The sequence below is a fragment of the Acetonema longum DSM 6540 genome, from assembly GCF_000219125.1.
GTDB classification, from domain to species: domain Bacteria; phylum Bacillota; class Negativicutes; order Sporomusales; family Acetonemataceae; genus Acetonema; species Acetonema longum.
Genome location: NZ_AFGF01000163.1, coordinates 18805 through 38024, shown reverse-complemented (window position 1 = coordinate 38024; position 19220 = coordinate 18805). Strand labels below are relative to the sequence as shown.

15 protein-coding genes and 1 pseudogene are annotated in these 19220 nt (G+C 52.2%); 5 read left to right on the top strand and 11 right to left on the bottom strand.

Going from position 1 to position 19220, the window contains the following annotated elements:
- Nucleotides 1-468: pseudogene (locus tag ALO_RS15365) on the bottom strand (hypothetical protein); the annotation flags it as partial.
- Between the two features lie 438 nt (nucleotides 469-906).
- Between ALO_RS15365 and ALO_RS15360 the strand changes: the two are divergent.
- The gene (locus ALO_RS15360) at nucleotides 907-1986 is read left to right on the top strand and encodes a type II asparaginase (protein WP_004097547.1); all 1080 of its coding nucleotides are present in this window, start codon (nucleotides 907-909) and stop codon (nucleotides 1984-1986) included.
- A gap of 80 nt (nucleotides 1987-2066) precedes the next feature.
- Here the strand turns inward: ALO_RS15360 and ALO_RS15355 are convergent, their stop codons facing one another.
- The 7 genes from ALO_RS15355 to ALO_RS15325 all read right to left on the bottom strand — a co-directional run bounded on the left by ALO_RS15355 (nucleotide 2067) and on the right by ALO_RS15325 (nucleotide 8758).
- On the bottom strand, nucleotides 2067-2702 hold the full coding sequence (locus ALO_RS15355; protein ID WP_004097543.1) for a hypothetical protein: 636 nt from the start codon (nucleotides 2700-2702) through the stop codon (nucleotides 2067-2069).
- Nucleotides 2703-2946: 244 nt separating this feature from the next.
- Nucleotides 2947-3876: a ribose ABC transporter substrate-binding protein RbsB gene (gene rbsB / locus ALO_RS15350; RefSeq protein ID WP_004097541.1), complete on the bottom strand. Its 930-nt coding sequence runs from the start codon at nucleotides 3874-3876 to the stop codon at nucleotides 2947-2949.
- A gap of 79 nt (nucleotides 3877-3955) precedes the next feature.
- Complete coding sequence (locus ALO_RS15345) at nucleotides 3956-4837, bottom strand: ABC transporter permease subunit (RefSeq protein WP_050807033.1); 882 nt, start codon at nucleotides 4835-4837, stop codon at nucleotides 3956-3958.
- Nucleotides 4838-4899: 62 nt separating this feature from the next.
- Nucleotides 4900-6402, bottom strand: coding sequence for a sugar ABC transporter ATP-binding protein (locus ALO_RS15340; protein ID WP_040293592.1), 1503 nt, complete (start codon nucleotides 6400-6402; stop codon nucleotides 4900-4902).
- A gap of 6 nt (nucleotides 6403-6408) precedes the next feature.
- A complete protein-coding gene (gene rbsD / locus ALO_RS15335) occupies nucleotides 6409-6804 on the bottom strand; it encodes a D-ribose pyranase (protein WP_004097534.1) in 396 nt (131 codons plus the stop codon).
- A complete protein-coding gene (gene rbsK, locus ALO_RS15330; RefSeq protein ID WP_004097532.1) occupies nucleotides 6801-7733 on the bottom strand; it encodes a ribokinase in 933 nt (310 codons plus the stop codon). Before rbsK ends, rbsD begins: the two co-directional genes overlap by 4 nt.
- Nucleotides 7730-8758, bottom strand: coding sequence for a LacI family DNA-binding transcriptional regulator (locus ALO_RS15325; protein WP_004097522.1), 1029 nt, complete (start codon nucleotides 8756-8758; stop codon nucleotides 7730-7732). Before ALO_RS15325 ends, rbsK begins: the two co-directional genes overlap by 4 nt.
- 285 nt (nucleotides 8759-9043) lie before the next feature.
- On the opposite strand from ALO_RS15325, the gene ALO_RS21020 reads away from it, so the two are divergent.
- From ALO_RS21020 to ALO_RS15310, 3 genes are read left to right on the top strand one after another with little or no spacing between them, the layout of a single operon-like run.
- A complete protein-coding gene (locus tag ALO_RS21020; protein WP_004097521.1) occupies nucleotides 9044-9679 on the top strand; it encodes a TetR/AcrR family transcriptional regulator in 636 nt (211 codons plus the stop codon).
- A 44-nt stretch (nucleotides 9680-9723) separates the two neighbouring features.
- On the top strand, nucleotides 9724-10779 hold the full coding sequence (locus ALO_RS15315; protein WP_004097519.1) for an efflux RND transporter periplasmic adaptor subunit: 1056 nt from the start codon (nucleotides 9724-9726) through the stop codon (nucleotides 10777-10779).
- Nucleotides 10780-10814: 35 nt separating this feature from the next.
- Nucleotides 10815-13916: an efflux RND transporter permease subunit gene (locus ALO_RS15310; protein ID WP_004097517.1), complete on the top strand. Its 3102-nt coding sequence runs from the start codon at nucleotides 10815-10817 to the stop codon at nucleotides 13914-13916.
- Between the two features lie 16 nt (nucleotides 13917-13932).
- Here the strand turns inward: ALO_RS15310 and ALO_RS15305 are convergent, their stop codons facing one another.
- The 3 genes from ALO_RS15305 to ALO_RS15295 form a co-directional block, all read right to left on the bottom strand.
- Nucleotides 13933-14454 carry a ClbS/DfsB family four-helix bundle protein gene (locus ALO_RS15305; RefSeq protein WP_004097515.1) on the bottom strand — a complete coding sequence of 174 codons (522 nt, stop codon included), beginning with the start codon at nucleotides 14452-14454 and terminating at the stop codon, nucleotides 13933-13935.
- 410 nt (nucleotides 14455-14864) lie between these two features.
- Nucleotides 14865-16271: an aspartate ammonia-lyase gene (locus ALO_RS15300; RefSeq protein ID WP_004097514.1), complete on the bottom strand. Its 1407-nt coding sequence runs from the start codon at nucleotides 16269-16271 to the stop codon at nucleotides 14865-14867.
- 60 nt (nucleotides 16272-16331) lie between these two features.
- Nucleotides 16332-17735, bottom strand: a complete 1404-nt coding sequence (locus ALO_RS15295; RefSeq protein WP_004097513.1) for a DASS family sodium-coupled anion symporter — start codon at nucleotides 17733-17735, stop codon at nucleotides 16332-16334.
- Nucleotides 17736-17933: 198 nt separating this feature from the next.
- Here ALO_RS15295 and ALO_RS15290 point away from each other — a divergent pair, with 198 nt between their 5' ends.
- Nucleotides 17934-19220 carry a sensor histidine kinase gene (locus tag ALO_RS15290; RefSeq protein ID WP_004097512.1) on the top strand — a complete coding sequence of 429 codons (1287 nt, stop codon included), beginning with the start codon at nucleotides 17934-17936 and terminating at the stop codon, nucleotides 19218-19220.

Genomic DNA, 19220 nt, shown 5'->3' with positions numbered 1-19220 from the left:
ACCCGCAGTTCCCGTAGGGCCGGTATCACCGGTAGCTCCAGTAGTGCCTGTAATCCCTGTTTCTTCAGGTACCTCGCCTAATACTAAAAATGCTTTGCTGGTTAGCAAAGGCGAATATGTTACATTGTTTACGGTTCTGCTTGCTAAACGCAAAGTGATGGGTGCAGCATCAACCTGGATAAGTGCAACGCCGGAAAATTCAGCTGTTTTTATCGGTGAACCGCCTAAAAATTCATCTCCTTGTGAAGTAACAATGGCAAAAGATATGCCAATTAATCCCGAACTGGACTGGGTTACTACCCACCAGTTAACTAAGTAGCGGCCGGTTTTATTTATGGTGATTACCCCGGTTATTGGCTCATAACTTACAGGTCCGAAGCTGCTCAGTATATTTTCAAATATAACATTGCCGTCTGGCGCAACCGTGCCGCCTAGTAGCCTCTCAAGCTGAAGGCCTATAGCATCCATACCAACCCTCCGCTGCATTATTTAAATACCAGTTTATAGTATGAAGCTTCTCTGTCAGATGGTGAGTATTCCGAGCGCACCTTCATAACGATGTCTCACCTCACAGTGCGGGGAAAATATATGCCGCTTTTCGCGATCAGCGCCACGTTCGAAGACGTGGCGGAATAAAAAAAGCAAGAAAATTCATCCGCCAAAACAATGTTTTCGGAGGGGGCCTCTCCGCCTCATAGGCCAAGGAAGCCCTGACAGGCTGCCTTGGCCTATGACCAGCGCGGGATTATCAGACCATTTTTGGAGACCCTTGAAAAAGGCCACCCGGATTTTAAATACTTTTTGATACTTTTTAATTCTTTTTGAAAAATATTTTTTAAATATTGCAAATTTTTATAATTTATTTAAAATTAAGGTATGTCTAAAATTTTACAGGGAGGAAAATATATGAAACATAAATTATTCCTCATGGCAACCATGGTATTGGTCCTTATGTTCAGCCTGCAGGCAGCCTGTTTTGCCGCCGGTCCGGCCAATTTACCCGCCATCAAGATTTTGGCAACAGGCGGCACCATTGCCGGTGCGGGCTCTACCAGCAGCACGACAGTTGGTTACACCGCCGCTGTCGCCCCGGTCGATGCACTAATCAACAATGTCCCTGAATTAAAAAAAGTCGCCAATATCAGCGGCGAACAAATTGCCCAGATCGCCAGCGAAAATATGACCAACGAGGTCTGGCTGACACTGGCGAAACGGATCAACCAACTGCTGAGCCAGGATGATGTGGACGGCATTGTCATCACCCACGGCACCGACACGCTGGAAGAGACCGCCTATTTCCTGCATCTGGTCGTGAAAAGCGATAAACCGGTGGTGTTAGTCGGCTCCATGCGGCCGCCGACGGCCATGAGCGCCGACGGCATGTTAAACCTGTACCGGGCGGTAATACTGGCCGGCAGTAAAGAGGCTGTCGGCAAGGGCGTGCTGGTCATGCTCAATGATACCATTCATTCCGGCCGCGATGTAACAAAAACCATCACTGACCGGGTCGATACCTTTAAGGCGCCGGAGATCGGCCCCCTGGGCTTCTTTACCGGCGATAAACCGGTATTTTACCGGTCTCCGCTGCGCCAACATACAACGGCCAGCGAATTTGACATTATGAAGCTGTCCACACTGCCTCGGGTTGATATTGTTTACCATTACGCCAACAACAGCGGCACTGCCATTGAAGCATTTACCAAAGCCGGCGCCAAAGGAATCGTCCACGCCGGCACCGGCAACGGCAGCATCGGCAAAGCCGAGTATCCCGCAGTAGAAGCGGCTCAGAAAAAGGGAGTTGTCATCGTCCGCACTTCCCGTGTCGGCAACGGCATCGTTGCCCGCAACGGCGAAGCCGATGACGATAAATACAACTTCGTCGCCGGCGATAATCTGAATCCGCAAAAGGCGCGCATCCTGCTCATGCTGGCCTTGACCAGGACCAGCGATCCCAAAGTGATTCAGGAGATATTCTGGACATACTGATAGGGAACCAGTTCCCATAAGACACTGCCGCCCTCGATTCCTCCGATAGGAGGCCTCGAGGGCGTTGCTTATTGAAAGTATTAGGCTGTTTGGCCGGCTTCGGCTGCCCAGTCGTCCAGCCCTTGCATGACTGCCTCACGGGTTTGCCGGGAGATTGCCGGCAATTCACCGCCCCAGGCATTTTCAGCCGCTTGGAAGCCGTCTTCAATCGCCTTTCTCAATAAAGCGATCTTGTCCGGGTCGCCGCCGGAGAGAGATTTGGCCATGGATAAGATCCGTTCAGATGTCTGTTTGACTCCCCAAAAACCATCTTCCGAAATTTCCTGCTGGGCCTGAAGGCGTGTCGCATCATCCACCTCTAGGGTTTGGAAAAAATCCTTCAGCTGTCCGTCGTATTTCGCCAGAATCGCGTCATAGGTTAATCCCTGGGCTTGGCCCGTTTTTACCTGCTGCGTGGCGACGAGTTTCTCAACCAGCGAGCGGAAAGAGGCCATTTTCAACTCGACTTGCCGGCTGATATCGCTTAAGGTAGCCTTCTTCGTGTAGGTAGTTTCAGTTTTGGCAGCCGATGGATCCGATTTTTCGTAAACGGCAGCTTCACCGGCAGAAGCAATCTGAGTCGTATCGGCGGCAGCAACGGCGCCGGTTCCATTAGCTGTGGCCGCAGCATTCGAAATGCCGTTTTGAGTTGATCGTGAAAGGGAAGTAATAGACATAAAACCGTCCTCCTTAATTCTTTTAGACTGTCTTACTCTATGTATCGTCATTTCCAGTGAAAATTTTAATTTCCCGAATAAAAGTAATTGAAAAAGCCAGAAGAAGCTTGCCGCAGTAGTCACTTTAATGGGGAAGACATTTTGACAACGCCGGCAAATGGTCGGTATCAGCTCGGGAATCCAAAGAAAGAGGCTCTTGCAGAACCACCTTCGTCCCACACAGAGCCTCCCGGTCATTTTCAGCTTATTTCTTTACTAATTCCAGTCCTACCGGAATCGTTGCCTGTACGCTTTCTTTAGCGATTACCTTCTTGGCGGTTTCAAGGGAGATTTTTCCCATATCCTTCGGTTTCTGGGCTACGGTTGCTGCCAGAGTACCGTCGTTTACCGCTTTCACGGCATCGGCGGTAGCGTCAAAGCCAACGACCATGATGTCTTTCCGGTTCGCTGCCTTTATGGCTTCCAAAGCGCCCAGGGCCATTTCGTCATTGTGAGCAAACACGGCGTTAATTTCGGGATTCGCCTGCAAGATATTCTCCATGACTTTCATGCCTTTAGCCCGGTCAAAGTCAGCCGGCTGCTTGGCCACCACGGTAATGCCTGCCGCGGCTTTAGCCGCCTGGTTAAAGCCGGTGCCTCTCTCAACAGCGGCCGAAGCGCCGGGGATGCCTTCCAATTCCACGACTTTACCCTTGCCGCCCAGCTTGTCGACAATAAATTGTCCGGCCATTTTGCCGCCGGCCACATTGTCGGAGGCAATGGAGCTTACTACCTGGCCGCCTGCAGCCGAGCGGTCAACGGTAATGACCGGAATATTGGCCTTGTTGGCCGCCTCCACTGCAGGTACGACAGCCTTGGAATCCACCGGATTGACAATGATCACGCTGACTTTTTGCTGGATCAGATTTTCGATATTGGCCATCTGTTTGGCTGCGTCATTTTGCGCATCCATGACCACCAGTTCCAGGCCGTTGGCGGCAGCCGCCTCTTTGGCGCCGTCGCGCAGATCGACAAAGAACGGGTTGTTCAGGGTTGAAACCGCTAATCCCACCACCGGTTTGTTCGTCCCTTCCTGTTTGGAGCCGCCGCAGCCGGCGGCCAGCAGCAAGCTTGCGCTCAGTACCATCACCAATAAAACAACCCTAAAACTCTGTTTACCCATTTTCTGAAACATGCATTTCCCTCCTATACATTGTTACGGTGTTATAGTGTCACACTGCCTTGAAAGTCAAACCAAATTATCCTTTCCGGCATCACCCTCCCTTGCGTTTTTTATCTACATATACTGCCAGCAAAATGACTGCGCCTTTGGCCACCTGCTGGTAGAAGGAGGAGACATTCAAAAGGTTTAATCCGTTATCCAATACACCGATGATCATCGCCCCAATCAGGGTGCCGCCAACCGTGCCGACTCCGCCGGCAGTGCTGGTGCCGCCCAGAACTACGGCGGCAATCGCGTCCAATTCAAAACCCGTACCGGCAGTGGGCTGAGCTGAATTCAGGCGGGAAGCCATAATGATCCCGCTGAAGCCGGCCAGCACCCCGCCCAGGGTATATACGGCCAACAGGATTTTCTTGGTGTTGATGCCTGATAATCGGGCCGCTTCTTCATTGCCGCCTATGGCGTATATGTAACGGCCAAATCTGGTTTGAGTCAGCATGATATAAGCCGCCAAAAAGATGGCGGCCATAATGACCACCGGCACCGGAATACTGGCCAGATAACCGCCTCCCAGAAAACGGAAGGCCTCCTCCATACCCGTTATCGGCCGGCCATCGGTATAGACCAGAGTAAATCCTCTGGCAGCAGTCATCGTGCCCAGGGTGGCAATAAAGGGGGGAATCCCGGCCCGGGCAACCAAAAGGCCGTTGATCAGGCCTAATATCGCCCCTGCCGCCACACCGGCCAGAATAGCCGGCAGGATCGCCTGGCCTCCCGCCAGCAGTCCGGCGGTAATGCTGCCGGAAAACGCCAGAATCGACCCTACTGACAAATCAATGCCGCCGGTTAAAATGATCAGGGTCATGCCGACACTGATGATGGCATTGATGGAAACCTGCCTGGCTACATTTAAAAGATTATCTACCGTCAGAAAGCGATCCGATAAGAGCGTCAACACGATAGAAAGTATCATCAGTCCCAATAATGGCCCCGCATTGCGGAACAACCCCAATCCGGCTTTTTTTCCTCCGGCCACTAATCGCCACCTCCTGCTGCATAGGCCATAATTTTTTCCTGGGTAGCATCCGTGATCGCCAGTTCACCGGCGATTCGCCCCTGGGACATGACCACTACCCGGTCGCTCATACCCAGGATCTCCGGCAGTTCGGAGGATATCATCACGATTCCCACGCCGGCCTCAGTCAACATGTTCATGATGCTGTAAATCTCAGCTTTGGCCCCCACGTCAACTCCCCGGGTGGGTTCATCCATGATCAGCACTTTGGGCTGAGTGGCCAGCCACTTGGCAATGACCACTTTCTGCTGATTGCCGCCGCTTAAGTTTTTTACCAGTTGGCCGGCACCGGGGGTGCGGATTTTCAGCTTGTCGATATTGGCGGCTATGGCTTCTCCTTCCCGGTCGCTGCTGATAAAGCCGCCGCTGGAGTATTGATCCAGAGAAGCCAGCGTGATATTTTTTCCTACCGACAGACTGAGGATCAGCCCCTGACTCTTGCGGTCCTCGGTGATCAGTCCGATGCCGGCCTTAATGGCATCGGCCGGACCGGTAATCGTACACTTTTCCCCCTGGACGTAAATCGTACCGGAATCCAGCCGATCGACGCCGAAGATCGCCCGCGCCAGTTCCGTCCGCCCGGCTCCCATGAGTCCGGCGAATCCGACGATTTCACCGGCCCTGACGGCAAAGGATACGTCATGCAGAACCTGATGCCGGGACAGATTCTCAACCCGCAGAACTTCCTGGCCAATGGGCACGGTTTGTTTGGGAAATCGGACTGTGACATCCCGCCCGACCATCATCCGGATGAGCTGGTCAAAAGCCGCCGTTTTCGTCTCGACCGTGCCGATATAGCTGCCATCCCGCAGCACCGTAATCCGATTGCTTAAGGCAAATAATTCTTCCATCCGGTGAGAAATGTAAATAATGCCAGCCCCGGCTGCCGCCAGCTGCCTGATGATGGCAAACAGCCTTTCGGTTTCCCGGTCGGTCAGGGCAGCGGTAGGCTCATCCATGATCAAAATTTTTGTTTTATAGGACAAAGCCTTGGCGATCTCCACCATCTGCTGTTCGCCGATACTTAAATCGGCTACCAGGTCCTCCGGGCTGATCGCTGTCCCGAGTTCGGCCAGCAGTCCACTGGTACGGCGCTCCATTTCATCCCAGTCGATGAAACCCAGTTTGCGGGACGGCTCCCGTCCCAGAAAAATATTTTCCATGACGGTCAGCCCGGGAATCAAATTCAGTTCCTGATGGATGATAGAAATCCCCAAATCCGCAGCTGCCCGTGGGTCGCTGATTTCGGCTGGTGCGCCGTTGATTCGGATTTCACCGGCATCTTTACTATAAACACCGCTTAAAATCTTCATTAACGTGGACTTCCCAGCTCCATTTTCTCCCAACAGAGCATGGATTTCCCCGGCCTGCAAAGAAAGCTCCACATCCTGCAGCGCCTTGACCCCCGGAAAGGTTTTGGCAATTCCCGTCATGTTTAACAGAGGAGTGATGCTCACTTGCATACCCTCCTAAAAGACCACGCCGGACTTTAAAATGACATTGGCGTAAGAGGTGCATTCACCGGTACGGACTACTGCAACCGCCTGCTTAGTCATTTCTTTAAACCGTTCATGCTCTATCTGAACAATATCAACCTTGCCAAGGAGGGGTAAAAGGGCCTGATACAGGTCCCGGCTTTTTTCCGGCATCTCCCGGGCGATGATCGCCCCCTCCACCTGCAATTCCTGCTGAATCGCCGCCAGAGTTTGCAAAAAGCCGGGCACACCAGCGGTCAGGGCCAGGTCAATCCTGGGCACTTCCGCCGGAATCGGCAGACCGCAATCGGCAATCACCAGCATGTCGCCGTGTCCCATTCCCGCAATAACCGCACTCAGCGGCTGATTTAACAAACCGGTTTTCTTCATCCCAGACTCCCCGCTTTCCTGATAAATGCATCCACTTCCTTGCGCCAAGGCAGGGATGGCTGTGCTCCGGCCCTGGTAACCGCCACAGCGGCGGCCGCTGAGGCGAACTCCAGACTGTCCCGCAAGGACCGTCCTTCAGCCAACCCTGTGGCCATGGCCCCCACATAAGCATCGCCGGCAGCCGTCGTGTCCACTGCTTTGACCGGATACGGCTGAATCCGGTATTGCTCCGCGCCGCTGCAGCACAGGGACCCTCTGGCCCCCAGAGTGATAACGACTGTGCCGATTCCCTGATCCAGAAGCTTCCGGGCCGCCTTGATGACCGCCTCGTCGCTATCCGCCGGCAATCCGGTCAGTACTGCGGTTTCCGTCTCATTAGGGATGATAATATCAACTAAGGGCATGATATCCCGACTCAGGGTCCGCGCCGGCGCCGGGTTGAAAATCACGGTCCAGCCCTGGGCCTTAGCCGCCTTAATGGCGTATTCCACTGTCTCCTGGGGGATTTCATTCTGCAGTACCAAAATTCCCGGTTCTCCGGCAGCTGTCAAAGCCTTGTCCACTGCAGCTGCGTCGCAAGCCCAATTGGCGCCGCCCACAACGACAATCGTATTTGCCCCGGCCGCGTCTACTGTAATCAAGGCCGTGCCGGTGCTTTGATCTACTTGCTCGACACAGGTTCTGTCCACATGGCTGGCTTGCAAACCCTCCAGTAAATCTGCGCCGAAACCGTCACGCCCTACGCAGCCGGCCATCTTCACGGCGGCTCCAAGCCTGCCGGCAGCAACGGCCTGATTGGCGCCCTTGCCGCCGGGAAAGGTGGCAAAGCTGCTGCCAAACACAGTTTCACCCTGATGAGGCAGTTTTTGAACTGATACGGCCAAATCCATATTCAGGCTGCCTATTACCAAAACAGTTTTTGTTGTCATGATTGCTCCTTCCCGCCGGACGACTGGCGGATGATCAATTCCGGCTTCAGCATAATATCCCTCGCCTGGGCCCCGGAGTCTGCCATATGCTCCAGCAAAGCAGCCACGGCCAGCTGCCCCATTTCATATACCGGTTGGTTAATCGTCGTCAAGGCCGGCTTGTACCAGGCTGCCAGGCGAATGTTGTCAAACCCGGCCACCGCAACATCATCCGGCACCCGCCGGCCATTTTGGGCCAGGCATTCGATCACCCCGATAGCCATTAGGTCATTGGCGGCAAAAATCGCGTCAAACCGGCAACCCCGGTTCAACAGAATCTCCGCAGCTCTATACCCGCCCTCAAAGGTAAAATCTCCGTTGACCACCAGGTCGGTCCGGCAGAAAAGCCTGTTGGCCGCCAGCGCCTGGATATAGCCGTTAACGCGCTCCGTATTTGTAGGGGAAGCAGGCCTGCCGCTCACTATGGCAATCTGCCTTCTGCCTTGCCGGATCAAATGCTCCACTGCCAGAACGGCGCCGGCCTGATTGTCTACAATCACCGTGCTGAGCGGCGCGCCCGCAATACGCCGGTCCACGAGAACAATGGGAACAGCGGCGTCCGACAGCCAATGGCCGCTCTGTTCGAAGCCAATATTGCCGACCAGCAGAATCCCATCCACCTGCTTACTGCGTAAAAACTTGATATAGTTTATCTCTTTGTCCGGGTCGCCATCCGTATTGCACAGAATCAGGGCATAGCCATGGACCTGCGCCGCATCCTCCACGCCCCGCACCAGGGCAGGGAAAAAAGGATTGCCAATATCCGGAATGATCAGCCCTATGCTGCGGGACTCCTGCACCTTTAAGGCCCGGGCCACGGCGTTGGGCTGATAATTTAATTCCTGCACCGTCAGCTGAACTTTGTCAATCAGTTCCTCCGACACGCCGCCTTGACCGTTTAAGATCCTCGATACCGTGGCAATGGATACCCCCGCTGTCCGGGCAACATCTTTAATTGTAAGGCGTTTCAGATCTTTCCGCTGCAATACCCGACCAACTTTCCTCGTTAATATTTCATTTGTAAACGTTTTCGAAAACGTTTACAAATGAAATATTCGTACTATTTTTCAAAATACCTGCCTGCTGAAACTAAAAATATTTTCGTCCTGCCAAAATCCCTGATTGACAGCCCCTGGCTGATCTGCCATTACCTAAGAAACAATAGTGATTATATAGGGGCTATAATAAAGGTTGTGATACTTGACAAACCATTCCATAATTGATATGTTAAGAATAAACCAAACGGTCGGTTTAGGAAGGACGGAATACTGGTGGGCAATACGAAAGAGCATATTTTAAATGTTTCCTTCCGGCTTTTTCTGCAAAAGAGCTTCAAGGAAGTGACCATGCAGGAGATTGTGGAGAAGACCGGAATGTCCAAAGGGGCCTTCTACCATTATTTTAACAGCAAAGAGCAGCTTTTTCTGGAAGTGGTCGACTATTTTACCTCTGAATTTGTCATGGATTATAGTAAGCTGAGCAAAGATTCATTGCATCAGTTTTACCATGACCATATAAAATATGATGCCAATATCGCATTTTTGCAAGACCGCATGGATGGGGAAAGCGGTTTTAATTTCTATGCCCTGGTGTTTGAGGCGATGAAGTGTTTTCCCGATTTTCGCGATAAACAGACTGAGTACTTAGACGCTGAACTCAAAGCCTGGCAGGAAATCGTCCATATTGCCAGAGCTAAAGGAGAAATCGACTCCCACATGACCGATGAACAGATTGCGCGCCTGTTTATATCGATCAACGATGGCGTGGGCATGCGCCGTGTGATGACAGGGAATATCAAAGATGTGCCGGAGGAAGTATTAGCTGCATGGGATGGCTTATATCAGGAGCTAAAAGCGTTAATTTTTTTGATCATAGCAAACCGAACGTCCGGTTTGGAAATTAGATAAGCTAGTAAATAACCATAATGTTTCAAAACGGAAGGTGATTTAGTATGAAAAAGCTGTTATTATCTTTAAGCATTATCGGCATTGTGACATTAACGGTCTGGGTGCTGCTTCACAATAAAGCCGAGGTGGAAAAGCAGGCAAAGGTAGTTCATAACGCGACAGTACCAGTCGTCATTACGGCAGTGCAATCACAAACGATGCAGGAAAATCTGACCAAGGTCGGTTTGATCGTGGCTAATAATGAAGTCCAGCTGGTCTCGGAAGCTTCGGGCAAGATTATTGCGGTACACGCCGGGGTCGGTTCGTATTTGCAGGCGGGGGCGCCCGTCGTCAGACTGGACGACGAGCTGGCCAGCGCCAATTTTTTATCCGCCAGAACCAACTATGACAAAGCCCGCAAAGATTGGGAGCGGGCCCAGGAACTATACAAACAGGGAGCCATCTCACGCTCGGAGCAGGAATCGGCCCGGAACAATTTCCTCGCGGCGGAGGCAGCCCAGGTTTCGGCCAAACGGCAATATGAGAACGCCACCATCACCACGCCCATTGCCGGTATCGTCACTGCCCGGCCGGCGAACCTCGGCGCCATGGTCAGCCCGGGAACGATGGTGGCCACGATTATCGATATCTCAAACTTCAAAATAGTGGTGAACGTCGGGGCCCGCGAGGTGTTCAGGCTGAAAGTCGGCGACCCGGTCAGCGTGGCGGCGGATGTGTATCCAGGCATTGAGTTTGCGGGACGGATTGAAAGCATCAGCGACCGCAGCGACGAAGCCCGTACCTTTCCGGTGGAAGTGGTGATCGCCAATCAGCCGGAACACCCGTTAAAATCAGGCATTTACGGCAAGGTCTCTTTTCAGCTAAGCACGGAGCGCCCGGTCCTGGCCATCCCGCGGGAGGCCGTGATCGGCAGTGTGAAAAATCCTCAGGTCTATGTGGTGGAAGATAATGTTGCCAACCTCCGCGATATCGTGATTGGCTCCGAGATCGACACCAAAGTTGAAGTGATCCGGGGTTTGAAGGACCAAGAGCGTGTTGTGCTGAGCGGTCAGGATAACTTACAGGATCATGCTGCGGTAGAAATCATGCAGGCCAAATAATATTTTTACATAGGGTGTGAAGGTGTGATGGAAAAATGACTGTTACCGAAGTTGCCATTAAGCGGCCCATTCTGATTATCGTCGCTTTCCTCGCCATAGCGCTGTCGGGAATCTTTTGCTACAGCAATTTAAAATATGAATTATTTCCCAGCATGACTATACCGGTTGTTACGGTTGCCACTGTTTATCCCGGCGCTGCCGCCGGCGAAGTGGAATCGGCCGTGACCAAAAAGATTGAGGAAGCGGTCTCGGGCATCAATAAGGTGAAAACGGTCCAAGCCAGCTCCGAAGAAGGACTTTCCGTGGTCACGGTTGAGTTTCTGCAGGACGCCGATATCGAAATCGCGCTGCAAAACACCCAGCGGAAAGTGAACCAGATCCTGGCGGATCTCCCTGCCGGAGTCAAAACTCCCTCCTTGTCCACATTCTCTATCAATGACCTCCCGGTGATGCGGATCAGCGTTAGCAGCGACATGGAGCCCAAGGCTTTTTATCGGTTCCTGAATGATTTTATTAACCCCCAGTTAGTAAAGCAGCCGGGGGTCGGCCAGGTCAGCCTGGTCGGCGGCGAACAGCGGGAGATCCGGGTCAACGTCGACAGCCAGAAGCTGCAAATATACGGATTATCCAACTTACAGGTGGCCCAGGCCATCAAAGACGCCAACCTGGACTACCCCACCGGCAAGATTAAGGACCATGACGGCCAATATGTGCTGCGCCTGGCCGGCAAGCTCAATTCACTGGATCAGTTGAAAAACCTGGCCATCGGTCAATCGAAGTCCGGCGGGGAAATCCTGCTGTCAGACCTGGCCGAGGTCCGGGACGGCAGCAAGGATCAGACCACCATCAGCCGCTCTAACGGGAAAACCACGGTCGGCCTGCTGGTCCAGAAGCAATCCGACGCCAACCAGGTGGAGGTATGCCGGGCGGTCCGGGAAGCCCTGCTGACCTTGGAAGAACAGAACCAGACGATTCACCTGAAATTCGATATTATCTCCGACAGTTCCCTGTTTATCATGGATTCTGCCGATGCCGTGATCGCCGATTTGGGTCTGGCTGTTTTACTGGTGGCGCTGGTGATGCTGGTCTTTCTCCACAGTCTGCGGAGTTCGCTGATCGTCATGGTCGCCATTCCCACCTCGCTGGTGGCGACCTTCATCGGCATGTGGGCTTTCGACTTTACCCTGAACATGATGACGCTGCTGGCAATGTCCCTGGTGATTGGCATTCTGGTGGATGATTCCATCGTGGTGCTGGAGAATATTCATCATCACCTGGAACAGGGGGAAGACCAGAAAGACGCCGCTTTAAACGGCCGGAACGAGATCGGGTTTACGGCCCTGTCCATCACCCTGGTGGATGTGGTGGTCTTTCTGCCGCTGGCGATGGTCACCGGACTCATCGGGGGCATCACGCGCCAGTTTTCATTGGTCGTGGTCATCTCAACCCTCATGAGCCTGTTGGTATCATTCACAGTGACCCCAATGCTGGCTTCGCGTTTCTCCCGGGTGGAGCGTTTGTCCAAAGATTCGATGATGGGTCGGTTCGGGCTTTGGGTGGAAGCGAAATATGCGGCCCTGGCGGCGGAATATCTAAAACTGCTGCGCTGGAGCCTGGGAAACCGGGGCAAAACGCTGCTCATCGCCGGGATGCTCTTTGCCGCGGCACTGTTTCTGCTCCCGTTTGGCTTTATCGGAGCCGAATTCATGCCCGCCATGGACCGGGGCGAGCTGCTCGTCCAAATTGAATTAACAAACCGGGCCAAGCTGGAACAAACCAGTCAAATAACCCGGCAGGCCGAACAGATTCTGGCGGAATTCCCCGAAGTCGCCAAGACATTTACCACAGTGGGCACGGCGAGCGGAATGTTTACCGCCTCGACCGCAAGCAACATGTCTGAAATTCAGGTGCTGCTGTTCCCGAAAAATGAGCGTTCCCGGTCCACTGCCCAAGTCTCCCGGGCCATGAAGCGTGAATTGGACCGGATTCCGGGAGTTAAGACCCATGTAAGTCCGATCAACATTACCGGAACGGCCGACAATGCCCCCATTCAGCTTGTGATCAGCGGTCCCAACTGGGAAAGCGCTTATCAGGCCGCAATCCGGATTCAAACCGTTATGGAGGGGATTCCGGGTGCCTATGACCTGCAGCTTTCGGCCAAGGAGGGACAACCCGAGATCCGGATCGAAGCCGACCGGGGAAAACTGGCCAAACTCGGCCTGAATATCAGTGAGGTCGGGGCCGTTTTGCAGACCGGTTTTACCGGCGACGATCAGTCCAAGTTCAAGGATAAAGATGGCAATGAATACGACATCCGGGTGATGTACGATCCGTTGGACCGGTCCAGAACAGCCGATGTCGGCGGATTAACCATATTCAACAACTCCGGGCAGCCGGTTCAGCTCAGCGAATTTGCCACGATTACCACTGCCGCCGGTCCTAATAAATTAGAACGCCGGGACCGCAATTATGCCATTACCATTTCGGCGCAGGCAGCCGGCCGGACCAGCGGCGATATTGGCAATGATATCGCCGCTGCCCTGAAAACGCTGGAATTGCCCCCCGGCATCACCTGCCAGTTCAGCGGTGACCTGGAGCAGCAAGATGATGCCTTCGGCAGCCTGGGTTTGGCGCTTCTGGCCGGCATCATCTCCGTCTATCTGATTATGACCGCACTCTATGATTCGTTCATCTATCCGTTTGCGATACTCTTCTCGGTTCCCCTGGCGTTCATCGGATCACTGCTGGCATTGGGCCTCACCGGCAATTCTCTGTCCATTTTCTCGATCATGGGCATGATCATGCAAGTCGGGCTAGTCAGTAAGAACGCGATTTTACTGGTGGATTTCGCCAACCGGGCCCGGGAAAGCGGCGCCGGCATGAGAGAGGCATTGCTTGAGGCCGGTCAGGAGCGGCTCCGCCCGATCCTGATGACCACCCTCACCATGATTCTCGGTATGATGCCGCTGGCGCTTTCCCATACCCCCGGTTCGGAATTCAAGCACGGTTTGGGCTGGGCCTTGATCGGGGGGCTGACCAGCTCCATGGTGATGACCCTGCTCGTCGTTCCGGTTGTGTACACCGCGATTGAACAGATCCGGACTTCTTTCTCTCGAACCTATCAAAATACCCGTTAAAATCTTTATCCGGAAATTACTGCTGCGTTACGCGCAGCTTTTTCCATTTTCGTATTTTGCTGCGAAAGGACTTGAACGGTGCGACCGTATTAATATGCACCCATTTCCATATCGGCCAGCCTGAAGCTGTAGAGGCTGCCCATTTTCTGCCGCCGGGCCGGAACAATTCGTCGTCGCTAAAGCCATGAAGCCATTCAATAAGGGAATCAACAGCCGCAACAAACAATTCCCGGAGCTGAGCCAGAGATTGGTCTTGATATTGGTCATAGAAGCTTTTATATAGCGGACCCAACTGATTCCACTTATAGCCCGGAGCAGGCATCATCACTTCTTTCCCCGCCAACTCGTCACGGTCCCATCTACGGATCAGGTCCATCCATCCAAGCTGATATGCAATGATCTCCCGCGGCGTCCGGTCTACCTCCCCGAACCGAATATCCTTATCAGCCTCCGCTACGCTTTCGAATTCTTTAATAAACATATCGGCAGCTTTTTCGATTTCAGCAACCAAAGCGGTCTTTCCGGCGTATTCCTGCATAGTTTATCATCCTTTCTCCGGGGTTCCTCCAACATTTTTTATCAGGGTAAAAGTGCATTTTCAGAAATAATACAATAAAGTATCCGGCCTGAGGCTTTCCATTATAATAGTATCTCTAATATAACCTGCTAAACATAAGCGTTTCCAAAATTAACATTTCGCTTCCAGTACGGTTTATCCTTCCATTGCCATGGCCGGGCCCCGGCCGGAGAAACCGGCCAGCCAATGGCAAAGCCGCTTGCCGCTATAACCGGTCTGTGGCATAAAACTACCCCTATAACGCAAAAAGCACGGTTTACCCCTAAAAGGGAACCGTGCTTTTTGCTTTATAGAGGGGAATGCCTATGAATCAGGCGTATGAATATTTATACGAAATGTATCCGGCTGATCCTTCACCACCGGCTCAGGCTCTACATATTGACCAGTTTTTTCCCGGCAATACCCGGCTGTGTCATTTTTTCCGGCGATAAAATCATATCCATTTCTTCTTTTGTCAATAATTTTTTCTTCAGGATAAGTTCTCGTACCGGCTGACCGGTTTTGTACGCCTCTTCCGCCAGCCGGGACGAGTTTTCATAGCCGATATGCGGCAAAAGCGCGGTGACAATGCCCACACTCCGTTCAAGCCATTGTGCGCATTGTTCCCTTTGGGCTTGTACGCCTTGTACGCACAACTGATTGAACGTATTGACGGCATTGGTTAAATACGTCAGTGAATTGAAGATATTAAAAGCCACAACCGGCTCCATGACATTCAGTTCAAATTGTCCGTTCTCCACTCCCAGCGTGACGGCCAGATCATTGCCAATAACCTGATAGCAAGTCTGGTTAAGCACTTCGGGAATCACCGGATTGACTTTGCCGGGCATAATCGACGAGCCGGGCTGGCGCGGCGGCAAGGCAAGCTCATTAAGGCCGCAACGCGGCCCCGAGGCCATGAGCCGAAAATCATTGGCCATTTTTATTAAGGCCAGTGCGGTCACCTTCAAAGCTCCCGACATGTCGGCAAAAGCATCGGTATTATTCGTAGCGTCAACCAGGTTTTCCGCTGTCGCAAACGGTTCACCGGTAAGCTCGGCCAACTGACGGGCTACTTCCCGGATATATGCGGGCTCGGCATTCAAGCCTGTACCGACTGCCGTGGCTCCCATGTTAACGGCGTATAGCCGCTGTAAAACATCTTCGATGCGCCCGGCGCCGCGACGGACCGCCGACGCATAGGCGGCGAATTCCTGTCCCAGCGTAATCGGCACCGCATCCTGCAGATGAGTCCGCCCCATTTTGAGAACATCCTTAAACTCCGCCGCCTTTTCGTCCAGAGCTTGCGCCAGCGTACGAAGAGCCTGCACGAGAAAGCGGCCTTTGCGGACAGCGCATACCTTAATCGCAGTGGGAAATGCATCATTGGTTGACTGCGCCATATTGGCATGATTATTGGGCGAAATGCGCGTGTAATTGCCCTTCTGATCGCCAAGCAATTCCAAAGCGCGATTAGAGAGAACTTCGTTCATATTCATATTGACGGAAGTTCCGGCGCCGCCCTGAATGGGATCGACGCAAAACTGGTCATGCAGCTTACCGCTGATAATCTCATCAGCCGCCGCGACAAGAACTGTCCCTACAGCCTTGTCCAAACGGCCGGTAGCCATATTTGCCTTTGCCGCCGCCTTCTTGACAATCGCCAGAGAATCTATGAAATCGGTATCCAGCCTTTGCCCCGTAATTTTGAAGTTTTGCATCGCCCGCAGGGTCTGCACCCCATAATACGCATGGTCAGGGACTTCGATCTCTCCTAAAAGGTCATGTTCGAACCGCATCTATATTCCTCCCTGCAATGTAGTAATTTTGATCCCGCTGTCTATGCCGCTTAGCATTCATTACCATATTCCAATTACTTTCATCCACGGCAGGCCGATTCCCATCCACAGAACCAGGTGTATCGCGGAAAGGATGAAACCGATGCGCCACCACTCGCCTTGGGTTATATAGCCTGATCCAAAGAAAATCGGCGATACGCCGCAGGCATAATGAGTCAGCGTCGAGCAGGTATTGGCAAGCACCCCCAGCAAAATAGCGGTCATGATCACCGGTGCCCCGGCCGCTATCGCAACTGTGGCAAAAGCACCAAACAGCGCCATTACATGCGCCGTATTACTGGCAAACCCGTAATGCATAAACGTATAGACGACAGAGAGAAGAACGACAACGCCAAACCAGGAGATTCCTCCCAGCTGCGCTCCGACTAATGTGGCAAACCAGGCAATGAGGCCAAACTTGGCAAGATAGGCTGCCATATTAACCAACACGCCCATCCAGACCAGAACATCCCAGGCTCCTTTTTCCCCCAGCACATCATCCCAGTCAAGAACTTTAGTTATCAGCATACATGCCAAACCGAGCAGCGCCACAAAGGCGGAATCAATGCCGGTCATGCTGCTGGTAGCCCAAAGGATCAGAGCCCCCGTAAAAATGACCAACAGGGTTTTTTCACTTTGGCGCATCAGGCCCATTTGCGCTAATTCTTTTTGCGCAATGTCCTGCGCTTGCGGGGTTTTCTTCAATTCCGGCGGGTAAATTTTATAAAGGACATAAGGAATAAGAATGGTAGCGGCAAGGCCCGGCACGATACAGGCCAGAAACCATTGGGTCCAGCTTATTGTCTGACCAAACAGCTCCTGCGTCAGCTTGATGACCACAACGTTGTTGGAGGCGCCGGTTAAAAATACCGCCGCTGAGATAATGACGCTGTTATAGGCGCTGAAGATTAAAAATTTCCCCACCCTCCCGGCTGTCGGACCCGGTTCGGATTCAAAAGCCGTGCATAAGCTGCGGACAACCGGATAGATGATCCCGCCGCCCCGCGCCGTATTCGACGGGGTAAAAGGGGCGACGATAAAATCGGTTGCCGCCATTGTATAGGCTAATTTCAACGAACTGTCGCCAAACCGGCGCATAAGGATAAACGCAATGCGCCGGCCTAATCCTGTCTTAATGAACCCCCGGGAAAACATAAACGCCGATACGATCAGCCAAATGACCGTATTGCTAAAGCCTTCCAGTGCCTGTCCCGGGGTCAGGACGCCGGTCAAAACCACTGCTGTCAACCCGATCACTGAGGCTGTCCCCATGGCCACCGGCTGCAGAATACAGGCGGCAATGGTAGCCGCAAAAATTGCCAACAGATTCCACGCCGCCGGCTTTACTCCTTCAGGACCAGGCATCAGCCAAAGAACAAGACCAATAAGAATACACAGAATGCCTCTTACTACTTTATTGCCCAACAGATCTCGCCTCCTTCATTTTCATTTAATCTACCATGAGACTTATAAAATCCGACAGAAAACTAGAATGGTATTCGAAATTGTTAAACAATGTAGAAAAAGATCGTTTTTTCTGGTATTCTGTATAATGTATGCATGGGTGGAATTGGGTTTACCGCGCGGTTAGCGCTTGATTCTTGTTGAGGAAGTGTAGGCATCATGGGTAAAAACAAGCTTGCTTTATTGTTAATGCTTCTCCTCGTGCCTCTGGCCGGGGAGCTTAAGTTTTGCCCTTTTGATGGTCAGTTCAGTTCTTTCCGCGTTAGTTTCGGATCACCGACGTTCTTGTTTTTCTTATTATGGCTAAGGAATATTTCCTACATCTATTTGGGCCTGCTGACGGGCGCGGCCGTCCTCCTGTTTCGTATCGCCCTGGACTTGGCCAGCAGCGATACCGCTTTAGCCGTCACCTTTTCGCTCCGGTTTCCGGCTTTTTTCTATTACGTGGCATATGCCGCCATTTTCCAGTTGGTAAGAAATAAACAATTATATAATCAGCCTCTGCATATTGGAATCATCGCTATCTTTGCCGAACTTATCGCCAGTTTTGTCGAGCTCATGCTGACTTTACAATACTCAAATGCGGCTGTTTTATTTACCGTTCCCATTGTCGGTAAAATCGTCATTATTGCCGTCATACGCAACTTTTTTATCCTAAGTTTCTTTTTTATCACAAATCTGCGCCATGCCGAAATCATCATAGAGCAGCAGCGGGAAAAAAATCAGCACCTGCTGCTGCTGATTTCCGGTCTGTATGAAGAAGTCGTTCATCTTGCCAAATCGCTGCAAAATGCGGAAACCGTCACCCGGAACTGCTATCATGTATACGAAAGCCTTCTCAGCAGCCAGTCAGCATTTGACAAGAGCCGGTTAGCACAAAACATACTGGAGATTGCCGGTCAAGTCCACGACATCAAAAAGGACAATCAGCGAATCTTCGCCGGACTCACCCAGCTAATATCGGATGGAAAACTGCGCGACTACATGCCCGCTCAGGACTTGGCGGATATGATCGTGCAGTCACACCAAAAGTATGCCCGCTCCCTGAACAAGGAAATTGCCTTTACGATTAAGATGGAAAGCGGACTGCCGCAGCTTCATGTATATACCGTTTTGTCACTCGTCAATAATCTGGTATCCAATGCTGTGGAATCGATTAAAAATACCGGGGACATCAAGATATCCTTTTCCCGGTCCGGTGAGTCCCTCTCTCTGCGTGTGGCCGATAACGGCCCGGGTATTCCGCCAAAAAAAAGAAACCTGATTTTCAAACCAGGTTATACGACTAAATTCGATCTGTCCGGCAAGCCCTCAACCGGCATGGGCCTGCCTTATATCAAGGAATTGGCCGCTCATTTGCACGGCAGCATTGACCTGGAAACCAATCCGCATGAAACCGTGTTTATCATACAGCTCCCGCTGCAAAACTTGACAAAGGAAGGGTAA